Here is a 17,355-nt window from a genome sequence, read left to right as displayed (position 1 = left end):
TTTGTGGCTTTTGTTCTTGCCAAATAAACTAAAATATTATTCAATACTCTTTGTTTCACAATCTTACTTAAAACCACACTCGTTAAAAACTAAAATCTTTTTAAGAACCTACACAAGCGAGATTATTTGAAAAACCAAATGACTTTGGGCTTTCAAATTCTCAAAGCTAGGGTCTGTCTTTTTGTCCCACAAACTAACAACTTTTTTAAAGGCTAACGCAATTTTAAACCAAACGACCGCTTAAAAAGGGGCGTTTGAATACGAAAGGAGCAGTAGGCGATATATCCAATCGTGAAAGACCCAATCACGCAAGCGATACGAGAACAAAAAGAGCGATCCATAACGCTCACGCATAAAACAGAACTAAAACCGCTTATAAGAGAGCTTAAAAAGAGCGTTTTTAGAGCCAGAGCTAAAGAATATTTTAACCCCTAAAACACCCACCCATAATTAAAAAACACTTTAAAATGGCTGCCCCCTTCATTGAGGGTGATAGAATTAGTGGTTGCACCATCGCTAGAAACGACCCTAGATTTTAACTGGACTAAAGGAACGCTAATGCCCACAGAATATTTAGAATGCTTGTAGCGGTAATTCAATCCACCGGTTACATTTAAATTACCGCTCCCTTTGTATTGATTCAGCAAATAATAGCTGTTGTATAAGCCCCTTAACCCCCCAAACACCCCAAGAGATGAAGTGAAAACTTTCTTGGTTAGATTGTTTTTAGGGTTCTTTTCGTTAGTGTAATTGGTGATAAAATCAAACAACACATCCATTCCCACACCATAGCTTAATTGTTGGATTTTTTCGTTATTGGCTTGAGCGTAGTTGTATTTGATAATGCCATAAGAAGACAACCCTAGGTAATCATTAAAATATTTTTGATAGCCCATTTTAAGATTAACGCCTAATAGGGGGGCTCCAAATGGCCGTGAGGTTTTTGAAGTGCGATAGGTAGTGGCGCTAGATTTAGTGGATGAAAGGCTTTGACTGATCGCGCTAAGCATGGTGGTTGCAAAATCTTGCGTGTTCAAACTAGCGTTTAAATAGTTGGTTTGGCTGCTCAAATTAGTGTAATCCACCGGTAGGGCGTTTTGATCAATGAGTTGCTGCCAAACCGCACTTGTAACGCCTATAACCCCAGCGGGGACTTGAGAGCAATCGGTATAGATGGAGTTAGGATAGCTGCCCGCTGTATAGGGCTTATCTTTAAAACGAGAACACACATCATAGGTAGAGCCATCGGTGTCTCGCACTTCGTGCCCGTTGTCAAACACTTGCACTTCTTTCCCATCCACTTGCTCTATCCTCCCACCCTTACAGCGCTCTTCTGGCCCATTGCCTTCTTCACACATGCGCACTCTTTGATAAGTCATGTTCCCGTTATGCGTATAGCCTAAAGTATGCCCGTATTCATGGATGATGTCTCTTAATTGCATGATGGCGACTTTATTCAAATCTTTGCCAAACAGCACTTCAGGATCTAAGAAAGGAGACAATATCCCTAAAGCACCATAGTTGATGCCATCATCGCCTGGGCCATTAGGACCACCATATTGAGATCCTAACCCCAAATCCCCTCCTCTTGGAGGTAAGAGATTCACATAAATATTATTAGCGACTCTATAGCTATAGATGACATCTTGCGGCGTTAATATCACTGATCCTGTTTGTCCGTTTTCTATATTGTATTCATCTCCGGCATTTTTAGCGATCAATTTAGGATCAACAAGCCCATCGTTGTAAGGATTCACGCATGTGAGGTAATCAGAATAACATGGCGCTGACAGGTTGTTGTCGCTAAACTGAAAGGGGGCGTTTTTAACGGCATCTTCCCAAGATTTAGAATCAAACACCGCCATCATGTTCAGCATTAAATTGGTCAAATTTTTAGCGTCTTGAGAGGTGAAAGGCGGCACTTTAGCCACACAATTTTCTTGATTTTCGTATGGAGGGCATGGGGGTTTAGAGCCACTGCCGTTACCGCTAGAAAATTGGTTGTAATTGATATAGGTCATTTGAAGATTGGTTGTAACCTTACTGAGCTTATCAAACAGATTCTGCGTGCTGGCATCAGAAAATCGTGTGGTGGTGGTTTGGAGTTGTTGGAAGCCATCAGCGTTAAGTTGTGGATCGTTAAACAAGCTTGCGGGCAGAATGATTTGAGATTGTTTAGGGATAGTTTCTATCACGCCCAAACTGACCACATTGCCTTGATCGTCTGTATAGCTAAGCTCAATATTGTTTAAATTATAAGGCAAGAAGTTTTGTATCATAATCAAGCTGTTATTGCCATAGCCAGCTTCTTCAGCGCTTTCTTGGTTGTAAGCGGTTACATACACAGGGGTTAAAGAATAAAAGGTTAGGTTGGTGATATTGTCCTCTGCAAATAACTCGGTCGCATTCTTTAAAATGGTGCTTTGGGATATGTAGTATTTCCCATAGGTGCTTTGAGGGGTAATGGGTTTGGGCTTGGGTTTTGGTTTGGGTTTTTCTTGAGTTGTGGCTATGGTTTGTTCTTTAGTTTGTGTGCCTTGTAATAGCCCGGTTTCAAACCCGGCTTCTATAAAAAAGCCGTCTTTTTGGTGCTTTTGGTAGGCTTCTAAAGCAGTGAATGAGCCGATTAGGGACAAACAAATTGTTTTGCTAGCGAGTTTTAACATAAAATCTCCTTAATGGTCTTTTTTAACATTTCTACTCAAAAATAGCTTATAGTATGTATATATTTTAAACTAGCTTATTTTACCCCTTTTTGAAAAATGGCAGTATTGTTTTTTGTAAATATAGATATTAAACGGCGCTAATGCGTAAAAAAGTCTTAAAAAGTGGCGCTAAAAAGGGGTTTTAACCCATTCTTTAAGCGGTTTCATTTGCCTAAGCAAAATTCGCTAAACATGCTGTCTAGCATTTGGCTGGTTTCATAAGGGCGGGTGAGCAAGTTCAAGCTTTCTATCGCGCTTAAAAGATGATAAGAAAAAAGCTCCAAAGTTTCTAAATGGTTTTTAGCGTTTTGCAATTCAAAAATGGCGTTTTCTAGGGCGGTTTTTTGGGCTAGGGAAGTGAGTAAGAGCTTGTTTTGAGTGTCTAGTTTGGGGAAAAAGGCGCTGATTTTTTGGCTCAAATCTTTCAAACAAGCCTTGGAATTTAGGGTGTTGGTTTCTAGTAAAGAATAAGGGATTTTAAGATAAGATTTTAAGGTTTCAAGCTCCAGTTTGGGCGCTAAATCGTTTTTATTCAAAACAACAATGCAAGGCTTTTTAGCGCGATTGAGGGTGTCAATAAGGTTAAAATCTTCTTTTTCTAGGGGTTTAGAAAGATCAAACACGCCTAAAACAATGTCGCAATTTTCTAAACTTTTAAGGCTTTTTTCAATCCCTAATCGTTCTATTTTATCCGTGCTCTCTCTAATGCCAGCCGTATCAATCAAGCGCACCTTATGCCCTTGCAATTCAATGACTTCTTCTATAGTGTCTCTTGTTGTGCCTTTAATATCGCTCACTAAAGCCCTTTCTTCTAAAAGCATGGCGTTTAATAAAGAGCTTTTGCCAGCATTGGGTTTGCCAACAATGCTTAAGGCATGCCCTTTGTTTTTTTGTTTTTGCATGTTAGAAAAATCCAGTAAGTCTTTAAAAGAGGCGATTTGTTTTTCTAAATTAAGAGATACTTCATCTAAAAAATCGTTAGGAATGTCTTCTTCGCTATAATCAATCAAAACTTCTGAGCTCGCCAAAAGCTTTAAAAGATTGCCTCTAGCCTCTTCAATAAAAATTTTTAACTCGCCCTTAAGCTGCCTGGCTAGAGCGTTTAAAACGCTTTCATCCTCACAAAGGATGAGCTGAACGCTCGCTTCAATCTCGCTCAAATCCATTTTATGGTTTAAAAAGGCTTTTTTGCTAAATTCCCCCGCTTTAGCAAGCCTAGCTCCTAAATTCAAACAAGCTTGTAAGATATTTTGCGCTAAAAGAGGGTTTCCATGGCATTGGATTTCGCACACATCTTCGCCAGTGAAACTATAGGGGGCTTTGAAATAAATCACTAACGCTTTGTCCAATAAAACACCATTAGAAAAAATATCGCGCACATAAGCGTATCTGGGGGTGAAGTCTTGTTTTTGGGTGAGTTGTTTGAGGATGTTTAGAGCGCTATTGCCGCTGATTTTAATAACGCTAATCGCTCCCTTGCCTAAAGGGGTAGCGATAGCGGCGATGGTGTCATTCATTGTGGTGGAAATCGTTGATGACGATGTATTTTTCATCGTTTAAATTGGTTTTGATGGAAACATATTTGTTAGGGAACGCTTTTCGTAATTTCTTTAAAGCGATATAGGTTAAAACGCCATCAGGGGCTTTCATCTGCCCCTTACCCACTTCATGAACGGTCATGATCGTGCTTTGGAGTTGCGTGTCCATAACCTTTTCTTGGTTTTGTAAAAAGGTGGAGATTTCTAAGCGGATATTATAACCATAAGCAGGGTGAATCCAATTAAAGAGCAAGTAAGAAAGGGCTTTGTAACGATAGCCTTTCTCGCCAATTAAAAGAGCGGAATCTTCGCCATCAATATCAATCAATAAAACCCCCGGTTCATAAAAACTCACCTCCACTTTGTTGATTTTATAGGGCAAGTGGGAGAACAAGTCTTTCAATTCTTGTTTAATCTCATGGAGTTTGTCTCCATTATGAGATTCTTCTTTAAGGTTTTTTTTAGGGGGTTTAGGGGTGATTATTTCTCCTTGCGGTGTTTCTATTTCTAAGTTTTGTTTTTTTTCTTCTGCGCTTTGATGGATTTCTTTCGTGTTGGTTTCTTTAACGCTCTCTTCTTGAATCTCTTTAACGCTTTCTTTAACGCCAACTAAAATAATGGCTTCTTTTTTGCCTATATTTAAAAAACCTTTAGAGGGCGTTTGAATGACTTCGTATTGCAAATTGATAATGGGGCAATTCAAGGCGATAGAAGCTTGAATGAGGGCTTCTTCTAAGGTTTTGGCTTTGATTTCAATAGGATTTTGCATCAATTTTCCTTTTTGTTTTGCGCGTGTGCGCGTTTTTTGTTCTCTAAGACTTTATTAATAATGAGTTGTTGCAACACCGAAAGGATGTTGTTCGTGGTCCAATACAAGACTAACCCTGCAGGGAAAGTGATTAAAAAGATTGTGAATAATAGGGGTAAGAATTTAAAAATCTTCGCTTGCATGGGATCGGTCACGCTGCTTGGCGTAACGCTTTGGTGCCAATACATAGACGCTCCCATAAGAAGCGGCAAAATAAAATACGGATCCATAATGGATAAATCATGAATCCATAAGATCCACTCTGAGCTTTTCAATTCCACGGCGTTATAAAGCACTCTATAAATCGCAAAAAACACCGGGATTTGCAAGATTAAGGGCAGACAACCCCCTAGCGGATTAGCCCCATGTTTTTTGTAAAGCTGCATCATGTGGGCTTGCAACTTTTGGGGTTCGCCCTTGTATTTTTCTTGGAGTTCTTTCATTTTAGGGGCTATTTCTTTGAGCTTTTGCATGCTCACCATGCCTTTATAGCTTAAGGGGTAAAGGATTAGGCGCACGATAATCGTTAAAAGAATGATGGCCCAACCCCAATTACCCACAAATTGATACAAATAATCCAGTAAAACAAACACGCCTTTAGCAAAGAAAGTGATCAAGCCATACTCTATCACATCAGTGAGCATGGGCGAAATCGCTTTCAAAGAGCGGTAATCTTTGGGGCCAATATAGCCATGCAAATTCGCTTCATTTTTAAGGGAAATGAACCCTAAGGGGTTTTTAGTGCCGATTTCTGAATCAATTAAGGCTTCAAAACCTTGAGGATCTTTAGTGAAAAGCAAAGTGGTGAAATACCTATCCACGCTGGATAAAAAGAGGGTGTTAGAAAAGCGTTTGATTTCTTTAGCGTCTTTATCCTCAATTTTTTCAATTTTTTTGTCGTTGTTTTCTAAAAGCGCGCCTGAAAAGGTGTAGCTGTCCAAATCAGCCACCGGCTTGTAACCATTGGTGATCACATAGCTAGGGATAATCTTGTTAGGCGATTTGAAGGCGATTTGCAAATCATAATGCAAATCATCATAAAAAGTCAGGGTTTTAATGATGGTAAGAGCGCCTAAATCTTGGGTTAAAACAAGCTGTTCATTAGGCCCAAGAGTGGTTTTTGAAGCGCTATAAGGGGTGTTGAACGCTTTGTTATTGAGCGTAGGGTCTAAAAAACGCACTTCTAAAGGCTTGAGTTTATCGGCTGCTAAAAGGGGGAGTTCTTTTAGGGGGGTTTGCGGGTTAGCTTTGGGGTTAAAAAGATGGATCACATGCTCTAAAAAGCCCTTTTGTTTGGGGGTTAGATACTTTTTATCCTTGAGATAAACCTGTTTGATACGCCCTAAAGAGTCAATTTCAATTCTGGCATGCTCAAAAGAAATCGTGCTTAACAAATTCTCTTGGGGGATTGCTTGAGTGGCACTAAAAGCGTTGGGCGTGTTGTTAGGACTTGTTGCTGTGTGGTTGTTGGCTGTTTCTTGCTTTGTGGTTGGGGTTGTTGTTTTGTTTGGTTTTTGGAAAAAATAGCTGTAAATAGCGATAAACAAGAAAGACAGAGCGATCGCTAAAATCAAGCGAATATTGGCGTTGTTGTTTTTATCCATTGTGATTAAACCTTAATGATGTAGTAAGTTGCGTGGCTTTTTGTAGTAGGAACGAGCCAAAAAGTGATGGTTTTAAAATTGCGATTAAAATCTTTATGAGATTGGAGCAAACTCGGGCGTTTCAAGCGAGTAGTGGGGTAAGCGATGCCTCCAGAGCAAAAAGGGTTGCATGAGAGTATCCTTATAGCGATTTTACCCATAGCGCTCAAAGGGTTTTCAAAATAGAGCAACCACAGAGCGTAATTGGAGCAAGTGGGGTAAAACCGACAGCTTGAAAAGGTGAAAGCCGAAAAAAAGCGTTGGTAACCCCTAATCAATGCCGTAAAAATCGTGCAAGGCGTTTTATTGTTTCGCATAGGTATGAGTTATTCCTTTTTTCAAGCCTTTTAAGGCTTTGTTCATATAGTTTTTAATGGAGGTTAGCATTTCTAAAAAATGTTTTTCTAAAGCCCAAAAATCTAAATGGTAACAATCGCTTCTAGGCACAAACACCAAAGCAAGCCCTTGACAAAGTGCAGCATGCTTTAATGTGAGCGAACGCAAACGGCGTTTGATAAGGTTTCGTTTCACGGCGTTGCCGACTTTTTTGGACACGCTCAAACCTAATAAATAAAGCGCTTTTTTGTCTTTAAGCCTACAAGAGAGCGGATCTTTAAAGCCCTCTTTTTCTTTTGGTGGCTCTTTTGATAAATCCAAAACAAAGAGCGAAAAAAAAGGGTTGTGTTTTTTGAAACCCTTTTGATAAACCCTATCAAACTCACTCTTGTTTTTTAAAGAGTCATAGGGTTTAGACGGAAAGCTTTTTTCTGCCCTTAGCTCGTCTGGCATTAATCACCTTGCGCCCGTTTTTGGTTTTCATCCTCACAAGAAAGCCATGGGTTCGCTTTCTTGGGGTGTTGTGTGGTTGGTAAGTGCGTTTCATTTAAAACTCCCTTAAATTATAAAAATTACATAAGCGTAGATTTTAGCTAAAGAATGCTAAAAATTGACTAAAACTAATTTTTTTGATTCTTTTTATCTTCAACAAGAATGTAAAGTTGCTTCAGATCGTTAGTTTGCAACAAATCCACTACTTTGATAAAGTTATCCAAATTGCTTTTTTTATCGCCTTGCAAGACAATAGGGGTGTCTTTAGCCAAAGTGGAAACCTTGTGTTTTAAATTTTCAAAGCTGATTTCTTTATCGTCTAAATAGAAAGAGCCTTTATTGGAAATGGAGATTGTAACTTGTTTTTTGTCCAACACATCTTTAGAATCAGTGCTGTCTTTATCCACTTGGGGAATGCTAATAGGGAGCTTTGAAGTTTGCACAAAAGACGCTGTTGTAAGCACGATCACCAACAACACAAGCATGATGTCAATGAAAGGCACCACATTCATGGATTCTACTTTTTTCACCGCTTAATCCTTAGGCTTTGTTATGAATCTCATGGGATTGCGCATCAACCGGGTGGTGGAAAATATCCCATTTAGTGACTAAAATCTCGCTTTTTCTCACTAACAAGTTATAAATCACAATCGCAGGGATCGCTACCAATAACCCCATGCCAGTCGCTTTTAAGGCAAGGGCTAAATTAGTCATGATCGCTTTAGTGTCAATGCCAGAAGCGGATCCTAAATCCATAAAAGTGAGCATGATCCCCATAACCGTTCCTAAAAGACCGATATAAGGGGCGTTAGAGCCAATCGTGGCCACTAAAGTCAGTCGTTTGTGTAGGGCTAATTCTAATTTACGCCTGTCTGTGTAGTCATCTACACGAAGAGTGGCAAAAAACCACAACCTTTCTATTGCGATCGCTATAACGATGACTGATAAAAAGATCAAAAACCCTATAACCCCATAATCTACCATTTCTTTCATTATTATCCTTTAAAGTGGTGTTTTAAATCAGCAAGAATTTCTTTATTGAGCGCTTTTTCTTTAAGACTTTGTCTTTTATCGTGCAATTTTTTTCCTTTCACTAAAGCAATTTGGATTTTAGCTTTATTCCTTTGGTTAAAATACAATTTCAATCCTACGATACTCAAGCGTTCTTTAGACGCTTCAATTTGCCATTTCAATAATTGCTTTTTGTGTAAAAGCAACTTACGCTCTCGCCTTTCATTGGGCTTGTAATACGCATGGATTGTATCTAAATATGATATATGAACACCAAATAAAAAAGCTTCTCCTTTGATTATTTTAACAAAATTATCTTTTAAATTCACCCTAGTTTGCCTCAAAGCCTTCACTTCAGAGCCTAAAAGCGCTAATCCCGCTTCCAAAGTTTCCAAGATTTCATAGTCAAAATAGGCTTTTTTATTGCTGGCAATGAGTTTCATTCGCCCCCTTTTAACGCAGGCTTTAGCCTAAAAAACGCGCTCCCGCTCCCGCTAAAAAACCACTCCTTGCCTAATTCGCTTTCTATATCTCTTAAGGCTTGGTTAGTGAGTAAAGCCGGCTTTAAAAGATCGTTTAATTCGTTTCTGTCGCAAGTCTTTAGGCATTCTAAACTCGGTTTTTTAAGCCACTCTTTAGCTTGAGAAAAACAAGTTTCAGGCTTATAGGCTTGATAAATAGCTTTGGTGCTGCAAAAAACATGGTTTGGCGCATAGATTTCTAGGCGATTTTCTAAAGGCTCTTCTTCAAAATTTTCAATAACTTCGCCGTAAGAAGTGGCGTTAGCACTTTTGTGTTGCGAGATGAAAAAATTGGTGTCTGTGCCCACTAAAGATCCCATGCTATAAAGCTCTTCTGAACTCAAACGCCAGTCAAAAATTTGATTCAGATGATACAATAGCCCCCCAGCATCAGCGCTCCCACCGCCTAACCCGGCTTGAGTGGGGATGTTTTTTTCCACTTCAATCGCTAGGGTGTCTAGGGATTTGATGGCAGAATGAGAGAAATTTTTTGATTTTAAAAAATTTTTTAAAATTTGGAGGGCTTTAAAGAGCGAGTTTTCTTCTAAAGGGCAGTCAAAATCCCCTTTTAGCGAAAAGGAAAGCGCGCTTTTGACGCTGATAATATCTTTGAATTTATCTTTGACCAAACACATGCGAGAAATGAGCTTATGGTAAGCCCCTTCTTTGTGAAGGATTTTTAAAAAAATATTGACTTTAGGATAAACTTCAAAAGCATGCATCAAGGCTTAATGACCTTTTTGATGTTTTCTAACAAGCTTTCATCTACGCACACAGAAGCTTTTTGGTTTTCGCTCACAATGGCCTCTTTGAGTTCAGCGCGCAAAATAAGGGTGCTCTCAGGCGCTTCAAACCCTAAACGCACACTCCCTCTATCTATGGAAATGACTTTAATGTGGATGTTATCATCAATGACAATCCCTTCATTAACTTTGCGGCTGAGTATGAGCATGTCTAGTTTCTTGTTCCTTATAGAGAAGAGCTAAACACAACGCTCTCTATAATATCGCCCTGTTTGATTTTATCCAAGACATTAAGGCCTTCTGCGTTTTTGATTTTGCCAAATACGGTGTGCTCGCCATCTAAATGGGGCAAATCCACAAAACACAAGAAAAATTGACTCCCCCCTGTATCTCTTCCAGCATGCGCCATAGAGAGCGAGCCTCTTTTGTGCTTGTTGGGGTTATGGGCCACTTCGCATTTAATGCGGTGTCCTGGCCCGCCTGTGCCTGTGCCATAAGGGCAACCTCCTTGAGCCACAAAGCCTGCGATCACACGATGGAAGTTAAGCCCATCATAAAAACCCTCTTTAGCCAAAGCTACAAAGTTACTCACCGCTTGGGGCGCGTCTTTATAAAAAAGCTCTAGAGCGATATTGCCTTTATTGGTTTTGATCGTGGCGTAAGCGGTTTTTGCAAGCTCTTCTTCTTTAATTTCATAAGTTTTAATTGGATCCATCATAAACCTTTGCGATAAGCTTTTGTCATTCAAATGATCTATTATAGCAATAAATTAAAACAAATGGTATTTTGGCCGATAGTGTTGTAGGATACTTTTGAAATTTAAGCGGTAAGTTTTGATGATGGCGTTTTGGCATAAAAGATTAGCGGTGGGTTGTTGTATCGTTTTATTTTCATGCATGATGAACGCTAATAACATTCAGATCGTTAGAGACGATCCGCCCCTTGATCCAGCGCTCCCTGCATGGGTTTATTCTGTTGCGTTATTGAAAGTGTATTTTAGCGATGGGACTTATAAAGAAGGCTACGCGACTTTGCTAGAAAACGGGCGTTATATCGCTTCTTCTGAAACGCTTTATTCTAACGGCTTATACCCTAAAACGATTTTAGCCAAAATGCAAGACAGCAGCGCTAAAGAGCTGATTTGTATAGCCAGCTTGCGCCTTGAAGCGATGGATAGGGATCAAGGGCTTTCGCTTTTAAAAACCGCCGATTTTAGAGACGATTATTGCCATAAAAGAGAAGAGAGCTATTATCATGCAAGGATTTACACAAAATACGCTCAAACTTTTCATTCAAATCCTTACACCAATCAAAAAACACCCAATTCTGATCTCTACTACCCGGCGTTGAATGAGGAGAATTCTTTTTCTATACAGATAACGGATATTTCTGTGGCTGAACTTTTGAAATCTAAAAAGTTTCTTTCGCTTGATGCTTCTTTTAAAAAGGGGAGCGTGTTGTGGGGAGGGAGGCCTTATTTTAGCGAAGTGGGGGAGTTTATGGGAATGGCTAGCAGCACTTTAGAAAATCAAGAAAGTTTGGTGATTATCCCTAAAGAAAAGATCGTGCAATTTTTAAGCGATCTAAAAAATCAAAATATTTTTCAAAACATTCCCTAAATTTAAGCAAACCTTAAGCTTTGTATGACTATACTTTCATTTCCTTGTTTCAGCAAGGGCTTTTAAAAAGCTGCTTGATAACTTGCAAGGATAGCTGATTAGAGCAAACGATCTTTGAAAACTAAGCAAATTGATAGAAGTTCTTTTTAAAGGGATATTCTAACATTATTTAAGGATAACTTATTTGAAAGAGTGAGGGTTTGAATAACTTTCATTCTTTTATAAGAAATTCTTATCCAACGAATGCTGGTCAATACCATTGATTGTATTATCGTATATAATTGCGTATATAATTGTTGGTTGAATAGCATGAGAGTATTTTATAGGTTAGCGTTTGGCTAAACCTTTTTAAAAAGTTTCTTTCTGTTTTGTTGTTGTAATACTTAAGAACACAACCCGTTTTATTCAATAAAGTATAAAACGAGTTCTTGTGATACGCTAAAGCTGTTGTTAGAAATGATAACAGCCTATCAAAAAACAAAAGAGCTTTAGGACAAACACTTTTATGGAGAGTTTGATCCTGGCTCAGAGTGAACGCTGGCGGCGTGCCTAATACATGCAAGTCGAACGATGAAGCTTTCTAGCTTGCTAGAAGGCTGATTAGTGGCGCACGGGTGAGTAACGCATAGGTTATGTGCCTCTTAGTTTGGGATAGCCATTGGAAACGATGATTAATACCAGATACTCCCTACGGGGGAAAGATTTATCGCTAAGAGATCAGCCTATGTCCTATCAGCTTGTTGGTAAGGTAATGGCTTACCAAGGCTATGACGGGTATCCGGCCTGAGAGGGTGAACGGACACACTGGAACTGAGACACGGTCCAGACTCCTACGGGAGGCAGCAGTAGGGAATATTGCTCAATGGGGGAAACCCTGAAGCAGCAACGCCGCGTGGAGGATGAAGGTTTTAGGATTGTAAACTCCTTTTGTTAGAGAAGATAATGACGGTATCTAACGAATAAGCACCGGCTAACTCCGTGCCAGCAGCCGCGGTAATACGGAGGGTGCAAGCGTTACTCGGAATCACTGGGCGTAAAGAGCGCGTAGGCGGGATAGTCAGTCAGGTGTGAAATCCTATGGCTTAACCATAGAACTGCATTTGAAACTACTATTCTAGAGTGTGGGAGAGGTAGGTGGAATTCTTGGTGTAGGGGTAAAATCCGTAGAGATCAAGAGGAATACTCATTGCGAAGGCGACCTGCTGGAACATTACTGACGCTGATTGCGCGAAAGCGTGGGGAGCAAACAGGATTAGATACCCTGGTAGTCCACGCCCTAAACGATGGATGCTAGTTGTTGGAGGGCTTAGTCTCTCCAGTAATGCAGCTAACGCATTAAGCATCCCGCCTGGGGAGTACGGTCGCAAGATTAAAACTCAAAGGAATAGACGGGGACCCGCACAAGCGGTGGAGCATGTGGTTTAATTCGAAGATACACGAAGAACCTTACCTAGGCTTGACATTGAGAGAATCCGCTAGAAATAGTGGAGTGTCTGGCTTGCCAGACCTTGAAAACAGGTGCTGCACGGCTGTCGTCAGCTCGTGTCGTGAGATGTTGGGTTAAGTCCCGCAACGAGCGCAACCCCCTTTATTAGTTGCTAACAGGTCATGCTGAGAACTCTAAGGATACTGCCTCCGTAAGGAGGAGGAAGGTGGGGACGACGTCAAGTCATCATGGCCCTTACGCCTAGGGCTACACACGTGCTACAATGGGGTGCACAAAGAGAAGCAATACTGCGAAGTGGAGCCAATCTTCAAAACACCTCTCAGTTCGGATTGTAGGCTGCAACTCGCCTGCATGAAGCTGGAATCGCTAGTAATCGCAAATCAGCCATGTTGCGGTGAATACGTTCCCGGGTCTTGTACTCACCGCCCGTCACACCATGGGAGTTGTGTTTGCCTTAAGTCAGGATGCTAAATTAGCTACTGCCCACGGCACACACAGCGACTGGGGTGAAGTCGTAACAAGGTAACCGTAGGTGAACCTGCGGTTGGATCACCTCCTTTCTAGAGAAAAGCTTTTAATATTCGCTTATTGAAAGCCAAGAGTATTACCTGACAAAAGAACTTCTTGTTGCTTAGTTTTGAAGGATTGGGCTTATTCTTTCTTTTTTCTTATTTGTTATCTTCTTTGTTTTATTGGTTTCATTTAATTTTGACTTTTATTGAATTTAATCGCTTGTTTTTGGTTTTTTCATTCTTGTGCTTGAGCTTTTACTTCTTACTTGCTGTTTTAAATTTTTTACTAGTTGTGTTGGTTGTTTAAATCTTGTTTTTTTATTCTTGTGCTTGAGCTTTTACTTTTTGTTTTTACTTAATTTTGACTTCCATTGAATTGGGTTGGTTTGGTTTCAATCGCTTGTTTTTGGTTTTTTCATTCTTGTGCTTGAGCTTTTACTTCTTACTTGCTGTTTTAAATTTTTTACTAGTTGTGTTGGTTGTTTAAATCTTGTTTTTTTATTCTTGTGTTTTGATTGCTTATTGTTTGTTAATGTTTAATGTTTAATGTTTTAGTTTGTTTTAAGTTTTATTTTTCTTAAATCTTGTTTTTATCTTATGCTTGTATTGCTTGCTTGTTTTGTTTCTTATTTCTTTTGTTTAAGTTTTGGTTGATTATGATTGAATGCGTTTGGATTTGAAAACTCCGTTCAGGTATTGGTGTTTAAAGCCTTATTTTTAGAGTTTTAAACGCTCAAAGATTTGGGTTTTAATTTCTTTGGGATCTAGTTGAACAAGTGGTTGGCGTTCAAAATTGCACGCTTGAAAATCAATGCAATGCAATAACTCAAAAATCATAGAATCGTTTTCATAGGGGGCCACTAGGAGCATGCCTGAATAATGGAATTGAGCGCAATAAATGCGCTGTAGGGTTTTAATAAGGGATTTCTATTGTGTGGGTTGAGTTTGATAATACTTCCAAAAGCAATTGGTTCTATATTTTGTTTTTATCAGATGGGCTTTGTAAAATAACTTGTTCTAAAAAATGATTGATGAGTAGGGCTCTATGCGTTGATGCGGATCTAGGGATAGACGCTTTTTGTAATGCTAATGCAAGACTTCTTGCCATATTATTCTCTAAAACTTGTGCTTTTGGGACAACTTGCAACTGATCAATCATTATCTCATTTTCTTCATTTATAATGTAGTTTTTATGTGAAGGGTATTTTTTGCCTTGTTTCTTTTTTGTTGTTTGTGGGAATGCTAAGAAAAAGTCCTTGTTTTCATAAATAACAAAGTATGGGCGTTCTTCTCTTTGCTCATGCCCTTCACCATATCTGTTTTGATAGTAGATGATCATGCTCATATCTCCCTTGGGTCAAAATAACTAATCAAATTTTTTCTAATCAATCTTAACAGAGTTTGATACAGGTTTTCCTTAATACCTGAACTCACACTCCTTCAAATGGATCAAGAAATTCTCTCTCTTTATCCTCTTGAACTGACTCAAACGCCCCTTTGAGAAGAGCTCCAAAAACTCTCTATAATAGCACCATTTCAGATCAAATTTGGATACCGCTATGTTAGATAAAAATATACAATTAGATTTCTCAAAGCTTGATTTAGAAACGACTTAGTGTTTTTAAATAGATGTTTAGCTCTTAAAACAAAAAAACCACTCATAAATCAACCATTTACTTCATTTAAAAGAGTGTGAGTTTGGGTATAAGGAGAACTTGTATCAGGTTTATGGGAATGGACATGGAAAGTGGTTATTTTGCGATACCCTAAATCCTAAAACGCTTTAAAAGTTATCGTTTGATTGAAGTCAAGCTCTTTTATAGCCAACACTTTATTGAAACAGAATTAAAAACAAAACCATAGCCCACCAAACAAAGACCTAACGCCCAATAAGGGAAAAGGCTAAACGAACGCATGGCGCATAAGTATAGTGCGAACCGGCAAGTTTGATGAGCAGGAAAGACTTCAAACAGCCTTTCATCGGTTTTAATTCTGTTTTTTATCAGCCATTGGTATTGCTCCCTAAACAACCTTTCTAGCATGAGATAATAAGCGTCTAAAAGATAAAAGCATGCTAACAACACCCCTAAAACACACAGCCCATAAAGATGAGAGATCGCCTCTATTTTGAGGGATAAAACCCCCACAGCGAGCGCGAGTGTCCATTTCTTGCACTCCAAAGAATTTTGCGCCATTCTGTTGGTAACGCCCTGCAAGATTTTGAGCTCTTCGGCAAGGATTTTTGCTCTTTCTTTTTCTCTTTCTGTAGGGTTATGATTGTCCATATTTGCCTGATTATCTGTTAAAATTGAAAGTCCAAGCGCCTTTATCGGTTTGTATTGTTGCTTCTATAATATCGCACCCTTGAGAAATGCCCTCTATTTTTTCCCCAAATTTAAGGGTTTGAGGCTCCATCATCACACCCTTTTGCTCTAATTGAGAAATTTTATTCTGCATTTCTGCTAAGCTTTTCTTATTTTTTATATACTCGTACGTGTGTGCTTCATCTTTAAAGTCTTGCACAGAAATTAATCGAGCATATATTGGAGAAAAACTGACAACACAATTACCTCTATTGAGCTTCACGCCTTGAATAGTAACGCTATCCGCTTTGGAGCTGATTTGAAACACACCTTCGCTATTTGTAGTCATTTCAACCGGCGATTCACCGCCACCGCCGCTCCCACAGCCCACTAGATACAGCGCTAAACAGCTCGCGCCCAATAATTTTTGATAAGTTTTAAAAAGCATGCTTGTTCCTATGAATTGATTTGTTGTGATAGTTCGCTAAGGGTTATAATCTCTAGACTTTCTAAAAATGGCGATATATCATGAGAGACTTGCGCGCTTTCCATCATTGGAGTTGGACGACTCTCTCTAATGGAATGAGCGATTTTTAATTCTTCATAAATCCATGTCGAATAAGTGATGCGCGATAGCCCTTGATTGGAAACGCTGTTGTTGCTTTGTAAAAACACGAAATAAGGGCATTTTTCAATCATGTCTTGTAAAGATTCTCTGAGAATGAGCGTGAAAGCGTCTTCAATCTTGCTTGTATCATCGTATTTTGCCAATTCGTTTAAGACATCGTCTTTATAATCCCAAAAGAGCGAGTCTATAAATACTCTGCGATTTGTTTCGCTTTCCAAATAGTTTTTAACCTTTAAAGCCTTATTTTTATCCGCATGCGAATGCGATAGGAACACTTGAGCGTTTTTTAGCTGTGGTTTGAACGGGCTAAAAAAGGCTTCTTTAATTTTATTGTGGTTTAAGATGATGTCATCGTTAGAATGTTTAGCGCCTTTAATCAATTCATAAATCTTTTTGGCCACTTTATCAACTTGATAGGCTTGGTTGTTAGAAGGGCGTGCGCTGGGTTTTAAAATAATATTTTCACTACTATCTAAATCAACCTTAAAAGCTTTCATGATACAATTTTCCTTAATATTTTTATGAAATTCTCAAACCTTTACAAACACGATTTTAAGTTTCCTTTAAAATCTTTTGATTATAGTAGACTTAGAATTAGCTTAAGAGTGCCTAAATTTTGGGGTTTTAAGGGCTATTTTGGCGCTAAAAATCGCCGCTAAAAAAAAGCCTTTTTACAAACAAAAAGGGCGTATCAATTTACAACGACCTTAAAAAGTGCAAAAACAACAAATGCAATCTAAAAAACCTCTTCGCATGCCTTTTTGTCTTTATGGAGTAAGCATGCTTTTTGCAACTTTATGAAGCGCTTTTTCCTCTCTTCTTCGGTCATATTGTCAGACTTTTCAATAGGGTGTGGAAGAGGGCGTGAAAGCTTTGAAGTGGGGGTATTGAATTTGGGCGCATACCCCAGTTTATTGGCTGCATAAAAGCCTAAAGCAGCGATTAAAATAAAAATCCAATCTGTTTTTCTGATCTTAGGGCAAAATTTACACGCCATGATTTAATCCTTAAAACATTTGAAGTATAATACACTCTTATGGTCAAATTTT

At 39.0% G+C, this 17,355-nt stretch carries 20 protein-coding genes, 1 rRNA gene and 2 pseudogenes; 3 read left to right on the top strand and 20 right to left on the bottom strand.

Annotated features, from left to right (window positions below; translation table 11 throughout):
• Nucleotides 1–212: 212 nt before the first annotated feature.
• On the bottom strand, nucleotides 213–341 hold the full coding sequence (locus HPSH112_RS08840) for a histidine kinase (protein ID WP_079990323.1): 129 nt from the start codon (nucleotides 339–341) through the stop codon (nucleotides 213–215).
• On the opposite strand from HPSH112_RS08840, the gene HPSH112_RS08660 reads away from it, so the two are divergent.
• Nucleotides 292–435, top strand: coding sequence for a hypothetical protein (locus HPSH112_RS08660; RefSeq protein WP_012443443.1), 144 nt, complete (start codon nucleotides 292–294; stop codon nucleotides 433–435). The genes HPSH112_RS08840 and HPSH112_RS08660 overlap by 50 nt on opposite strands.
• On the opposite strand, the gene HPSH112_RS07255 is transcribed toward HPSH112_RS08660, so the two are convergent.
• From HPSH112_RS07255 to HPSH112_RS07195, 13 genes are all read right to left on the bottom strand, one after another.
• Nucleotides 432–2,666 carry an outer membrane beta-barrel protein gene (locus tag HPSH112_RS07255; protein ID WP_000915368.1) on the bottom strand — a complete coding sequence of 745 codons (2,235 nt, stop codon included), beginning with the start codon at nucleotides 2,664–2,666 and terminating at the stop codon, nucleotides 432–434. The genes HPSH112_RS08660 and HPSH112_RS07255 overlap by 4 nt on opposite strands.
• A gap of 203 nt (nucleotides 2,667–2,869) precedes the next feature.
• On the bottom strand, nucleotides 2,870–4,222 hold the full coding sequence (mnmE, locus tag HPSH112_RS07250) for a tRNA uridine-5-carboxymethylaminomethyl(34) synthesis GTPase MnmE (RefSeq protein WP_014662290.1): 1,353 nt from the start codon (nucleotides 4,220–4,222) through the stop codon (nucleotides 2,870–2,872).
• Nucleotides 4,215–5,012 carry a Jag N-terminal domain-containing protein gene (locus HPSH112_RS07245; RefSeq protein WP_001180778.1) on the bottom strand — a complete coding sequence of 266 codons (798 nt, stop codon included), beginning with the start codon at nucleotides 5,010–5,012 and terminating at the stop codon, nucleotides 4,215–4,217. The genes mnmE and HPSH112_RS07245 overlap by 8 nt, the downstream gene beginning before the upstream one ends.
• Entirely contained in the window at nucleotides 5,012–6,655 is a 1,644-nt protein-coding gene (gene yidC / locus HPSH112_RS07240) for a membrane protein insertase YidC (protein ID WP_000360144.1), read from the bottom strand. The genes HPSH112_RS07245 and yidC overlap by 1 nt, the downstream gene beginning before the upstream one ends.
• A 5-nt stretch (nucleotides 6,656–6,660) precedes the next feature.
• Nucleotides 6,661–7,011, bottom strand: coding sequence for a membrane protein insertion efficiency factor YidD (yidD, locus tag HPSH112_RS07235; RefSeq protein ID WP_001245450.1), 351 nt, complete (start codon nucleotides 7,009–7,011; stop codon nucleotides 6,661–6,663).
• Nucleotides 6,998–7,483 (bottom strand): ribonuclease P protein component, encoded by a 486-nt coding sequence (gene rnpA / locus HPSH112_RS07230; protein WP_001112435.1) that lies wholly within the window; start codon nucleotides 7,481–7,483, stop codon nucleotides 6,998–7,000. Before rnpA ends, yidD begins: the two co-directional genes overlap by 14 nt.
• Entirely contained in the window at nucleotides 7,443–7,577 is a 135-nt protein-coding gene (rpmH, locus tag HPSH112_RS07225; RefSeq protein ID WP_001847286.1) for a 50S ribosomal protein L34, read from the bottom strand. The genes rnpA and rpmH overlap by 41 nt, the downstream gene beginning before the upstream one ends.
• Nucleotides 7,578–7,650: 73 nt before the next feature.
• The gene (locus HPSH112_RS07220) at nucleotides 7,651–8,052 is read right to left on the bottom strand and encodes an ExbD/TolR family protein (protein ID WP_000755085.1); all 402 of its coding nucleotides are present in this window, start codon (nucleotides 8,050–8,052) and stop codon (nucleotides 7,651–7,653) included.
• Nucleotides 8,053–8,062: 10 nt separating this feature from the next.
• Nucleotides 8,063–8,515 (bottom strand): TonB-system energizer ExbB, encoded by a 453-nt coding sequence (gene exbB / locus HPSH112_RS07215; RefSeq protein ID WP_000661853.1) that lies wholly within the window; start codon nucleotides 8,513–8,515, stop codon nucleotides 8,063–8,065.
• Between the two features lie 2 nt (nucleotides 8,516–8,517).
• The gene (smpB, locus tag HPSH112_RS07210; RefSeq protein WP_000766474.1) at nucleotides 8,518–8,976 is read right to left on the bottom strand and encodes an SsrA-binding protein; all 459 of its coding nucleotides are present in this window, start codon (nucleotides 8,974–8,976) and stop codon (nucleotides 8,518–8,520) included.
• A complete protein-coding gene (locus HPSH112_RS07205) occupies nucleotides 8,973–9,776 on the bottom strand; it encodes a 4-(cytidine 5'-diphospho)-2-C-methyl-D-erythritol kinase (protein ID WP_000542947.1) in 804 nt (267 codons plus the stop codon). The genes smpB and HPSH112_RS07205 overlap by 4 nt, the downstream gene beginning before the upstream one ends.
• Nucleotides 9,776–10,006, bottom strand: a complete 231-nt coding sequence (locus HPSH112_RS07200; RefSeq protein ID WP_000906447.1) for a carbon storage regulator — start codon at nucleotides 10,004–10,006, stop codon at nucleotides 9,776–9,778. Before HPSH112_RS07200 ends, HPSH112_RS07205 begins: the two co-directional genes overlap by 1 nt.
• Nucleotides 10,007–10,023: 17 nt before the next feature.
• Nucleotides 10,024–10,512 carry a peptidylprolyl isomerase gene (locus tag HPSH112_RS07195; protein WP_014662289.1) on the bottom strand — a complete coding sequence of 163 codons (489 nt, stop codon included), beginning with the start codon at nucleotides 10,510–10,512 and terminating at the stop codon, nucleotides 10,024–10,026.
• A 124-nt stretch (nucleotides 10,513–10,636) separates the two neighbouring features.
• On the opposite strand from HPSH112_RS07195, the gene HPSH112_RS07190 reads away from it, so the two are divergent.
• Complete coding sequence (locus HPSH112_RS07190; protein ID WP_014662288.1) at nucleotides 10,637–11,416, top strand: hypothetical protein; 780 nt, start codon at nucleotides 10,637–10,639, stop codon at nucleotides 11,414–11,416.
• A gap of 502 nt (nucleotides 11,417–11,918) precedes the next feature.
• Nucleotides 11,919–13,423 (top strand): 16S ribosomal RNA (locus HPSH112_RS07185).
• Nucleotides 13,424–14,235: 812 nt separating this feature from the next.
• Here HPSH112_RS07185 and HPSH112_RS08980 read toward each other — a convergent pair.
• The 6 genes and pseudogenes from HPSH112_RS08980 to HPSH112_RS07150 all read right to left on the bottom strand — a co-directional run bounded on the left by HPSH112_RS08980 (nucleotide 14,236) and on the right by HPSH112_RS07150 (nucleotide 17,303).
• Nucleotides 14,236–14,534 (bottom strand): annotated as a pseudogene (locus tag HPSH112_RS08980) (hypothetical protein).
• Nucleotides 14,535–14,716: 182 nt separating this feature from the next.
• Nucleotides 14,717–14,899, bottom strand: a pseudogene (locus tag HPSH112_RS09035) (IS1595 family transposase); the annotation flags it as partial.
• 293 nt (nucleotides 14,900–15,192) lie between these two features.
• On the bottom strand, nucleotides 15,193–15,660 hold the full coding sequence (locus HPSH112_RS07170) for a hypothetical protein (protein ID WP_000368683.1): 468 nt from the start codon (nucleotides 15,658–15,660) through the stop codon (nucleotides 15,193–15,195).
• Between the two features lie 10 nt (nucleotides 15,661–15,670).
• Entirely contained in the window at nucleotides 15,671–16,126 is a 456-nt protein-coding gene (locus HPSH112_RS07165; protein WP_000897957.1) for a hypothetical protein, read from the bottom strand.
• An 8-nt stretch (nucleotides 16,127–16,134) separates the two neighbouring features.
• Entirely contained in the window at nucleotides 16,135–16,803 is a 669-nt protein-coding gene (locus HPSH112_RS07160) for a toll/interleukin-1 receptor domain-containing protein (protein ID WP_000642955.1), read from the bottom strand.
• A gap of 239 nt (nucleotides 16,804–17,042) precedes the next feature.
• A complete protein-coding gene (locus HPSH112_RS07150; RefSeq protein WP_000752188.1) occupies nucleotides 17,043–17,303 on the bottom strand; it encodes a hypothetical protein in 261 nt (86 codons plus the stop codon).
• Nucleotides 17,304–17,355: the final 52 nt, after the last annotated feature.

Origin of the sequence: Helicobacter pylori Shi112 (assembly GCF_000277405.1) — a bacterium.
Taxonomy (GTDB): domain Bacteria; phylum Campylobacterota; class Campylobacteria; order Campylobacterales; family Helicobacteraceae; genus Helicobacter; species Helicobacter pylori_C.
The sequence above is the reverse complement of the archived record's forward strand: the minus strand, read 5'-3'. Positions and strand labels throughout refer to the sequence as shown.

Coding starts and splice junctions, on each gene's coding strand:
- HPSH112_RS08840 (WP_079990323.1), bottom strand. CDS start 341: ATGGATCGCTCTTTTTGTTCTCGTATCGCTTGCGTGATTGGGTCTTTC.
- HPSH112_RS07255 (WP_000915368.1), bottom strand. CDS start 2,666: ATGTTAAAACTCGCTAGCAAAACAATTTGTTTGTCCCTAATCGGCTCA.
- mnmE (WP_014662290.1), bottom strand. CDS start 4,222: ATGAATGACACCATCGCCGCTATCGCTACCCCTTTAGGCAAGGGAGCG.
- HPSH112_RS07245 (WP_001180778.1), bottom strand. CDS start 5,012: ATGCAAAATCCTATTGAAATCAAAGCCAAAACCTTAGAAGAAGCCCTC.
- yidC (WP_000360144.1), bottom strand. CDS start 6,655: ATGGATAAAAACAACAACGCCAATATTCGCTTGATTTTAGCGATCGCT.
- yidD (WP_001245450.1), bottom strand. CDS start 7,011: ATGCGAAACAATAAAACGCCTTGCACGATTTTTACGGCATTGATTAGG.
- rnpA (WP_001112435.1), bottom strand. CDS start 7,483: ATGCCAGACGAGCTAAGGGCAGAAAAAAGCTTTCCGTCTAAACCCTAT.
- rpmH (WP_001847286.1), bottom strand. CDS start 7,577: ATGAAACGCACTTACCAACCACACAACACCCCAAGAAAGCGAACCCAT.
- exbB (WP_000661853.1), bottom strand. CDS start 8,515: ATGAAAGAAATGGTAGATTATGGGGTTATAGGGTTTTTGATCTTTTTA.
- smpB (WP_000766474.1), bottom strand. CDS start 8,976: ATGAAACTCATTGCCAGCAATAAAAAAGCCTATTTTGACTATGAAATC.
- HPSH112_RS07205 (WP_000542947.1), bottom strand. CDS start 9,776: ATGCATGCTTTTGAAGTTTATCCTAAAGTCAATATTTTTTTAAAAATC.
- HPSH112_RS07200 (WP_000906447.1), bottom strand. CDS start 10,006: ATGCTCATACTCAGCCGCAAAGTTAATGAAGGGATTGTCATTGATGAT.
- HPSH112_RS07195 (WP_014662289.1), bottom strand. CDS start 10,512: ATGGATCCAATTAAAACTTATGAAATTAAAGAAGAAGAGCTTGCAAAA.
- HPSH112_RS07190 (WP_014662288.1), top strand. CDS start 10,637: ATGGCGTTTTGGCATAAAAGATTAGCGGTGGGTTGTTGTATCGTTTTA.
- HPSH112_RS07170 (WP_000368683.1), bottom strand. CDS start 15,660: ATGGACAATCATAACCCTACAGAAAGAGAAAAAGAAAGAGCAAAAATC.
- HPSH112_RS07165 (WP_000897957.1), bottom strand. CDS start 16,126: ATGCTTTTTAAAACTTATCAAAAATTATTGGGCGCGAGCTGTTTAGCG.
- HPSH112_RS07160 (WP_000642955.1), bottom strand. CDS start 16,803: ATGAAAGCTTTTAAGGTTGATTTAGATAGTAGTGAAAATATTATTTTA.
- HPSH112_RS07150 (WP_000752188.1), bottom strand. CDS start 17,303: ATGGCGTGTAAATTTTGCCCTAAGATCAGAAAAACAGATTGGATTTTT.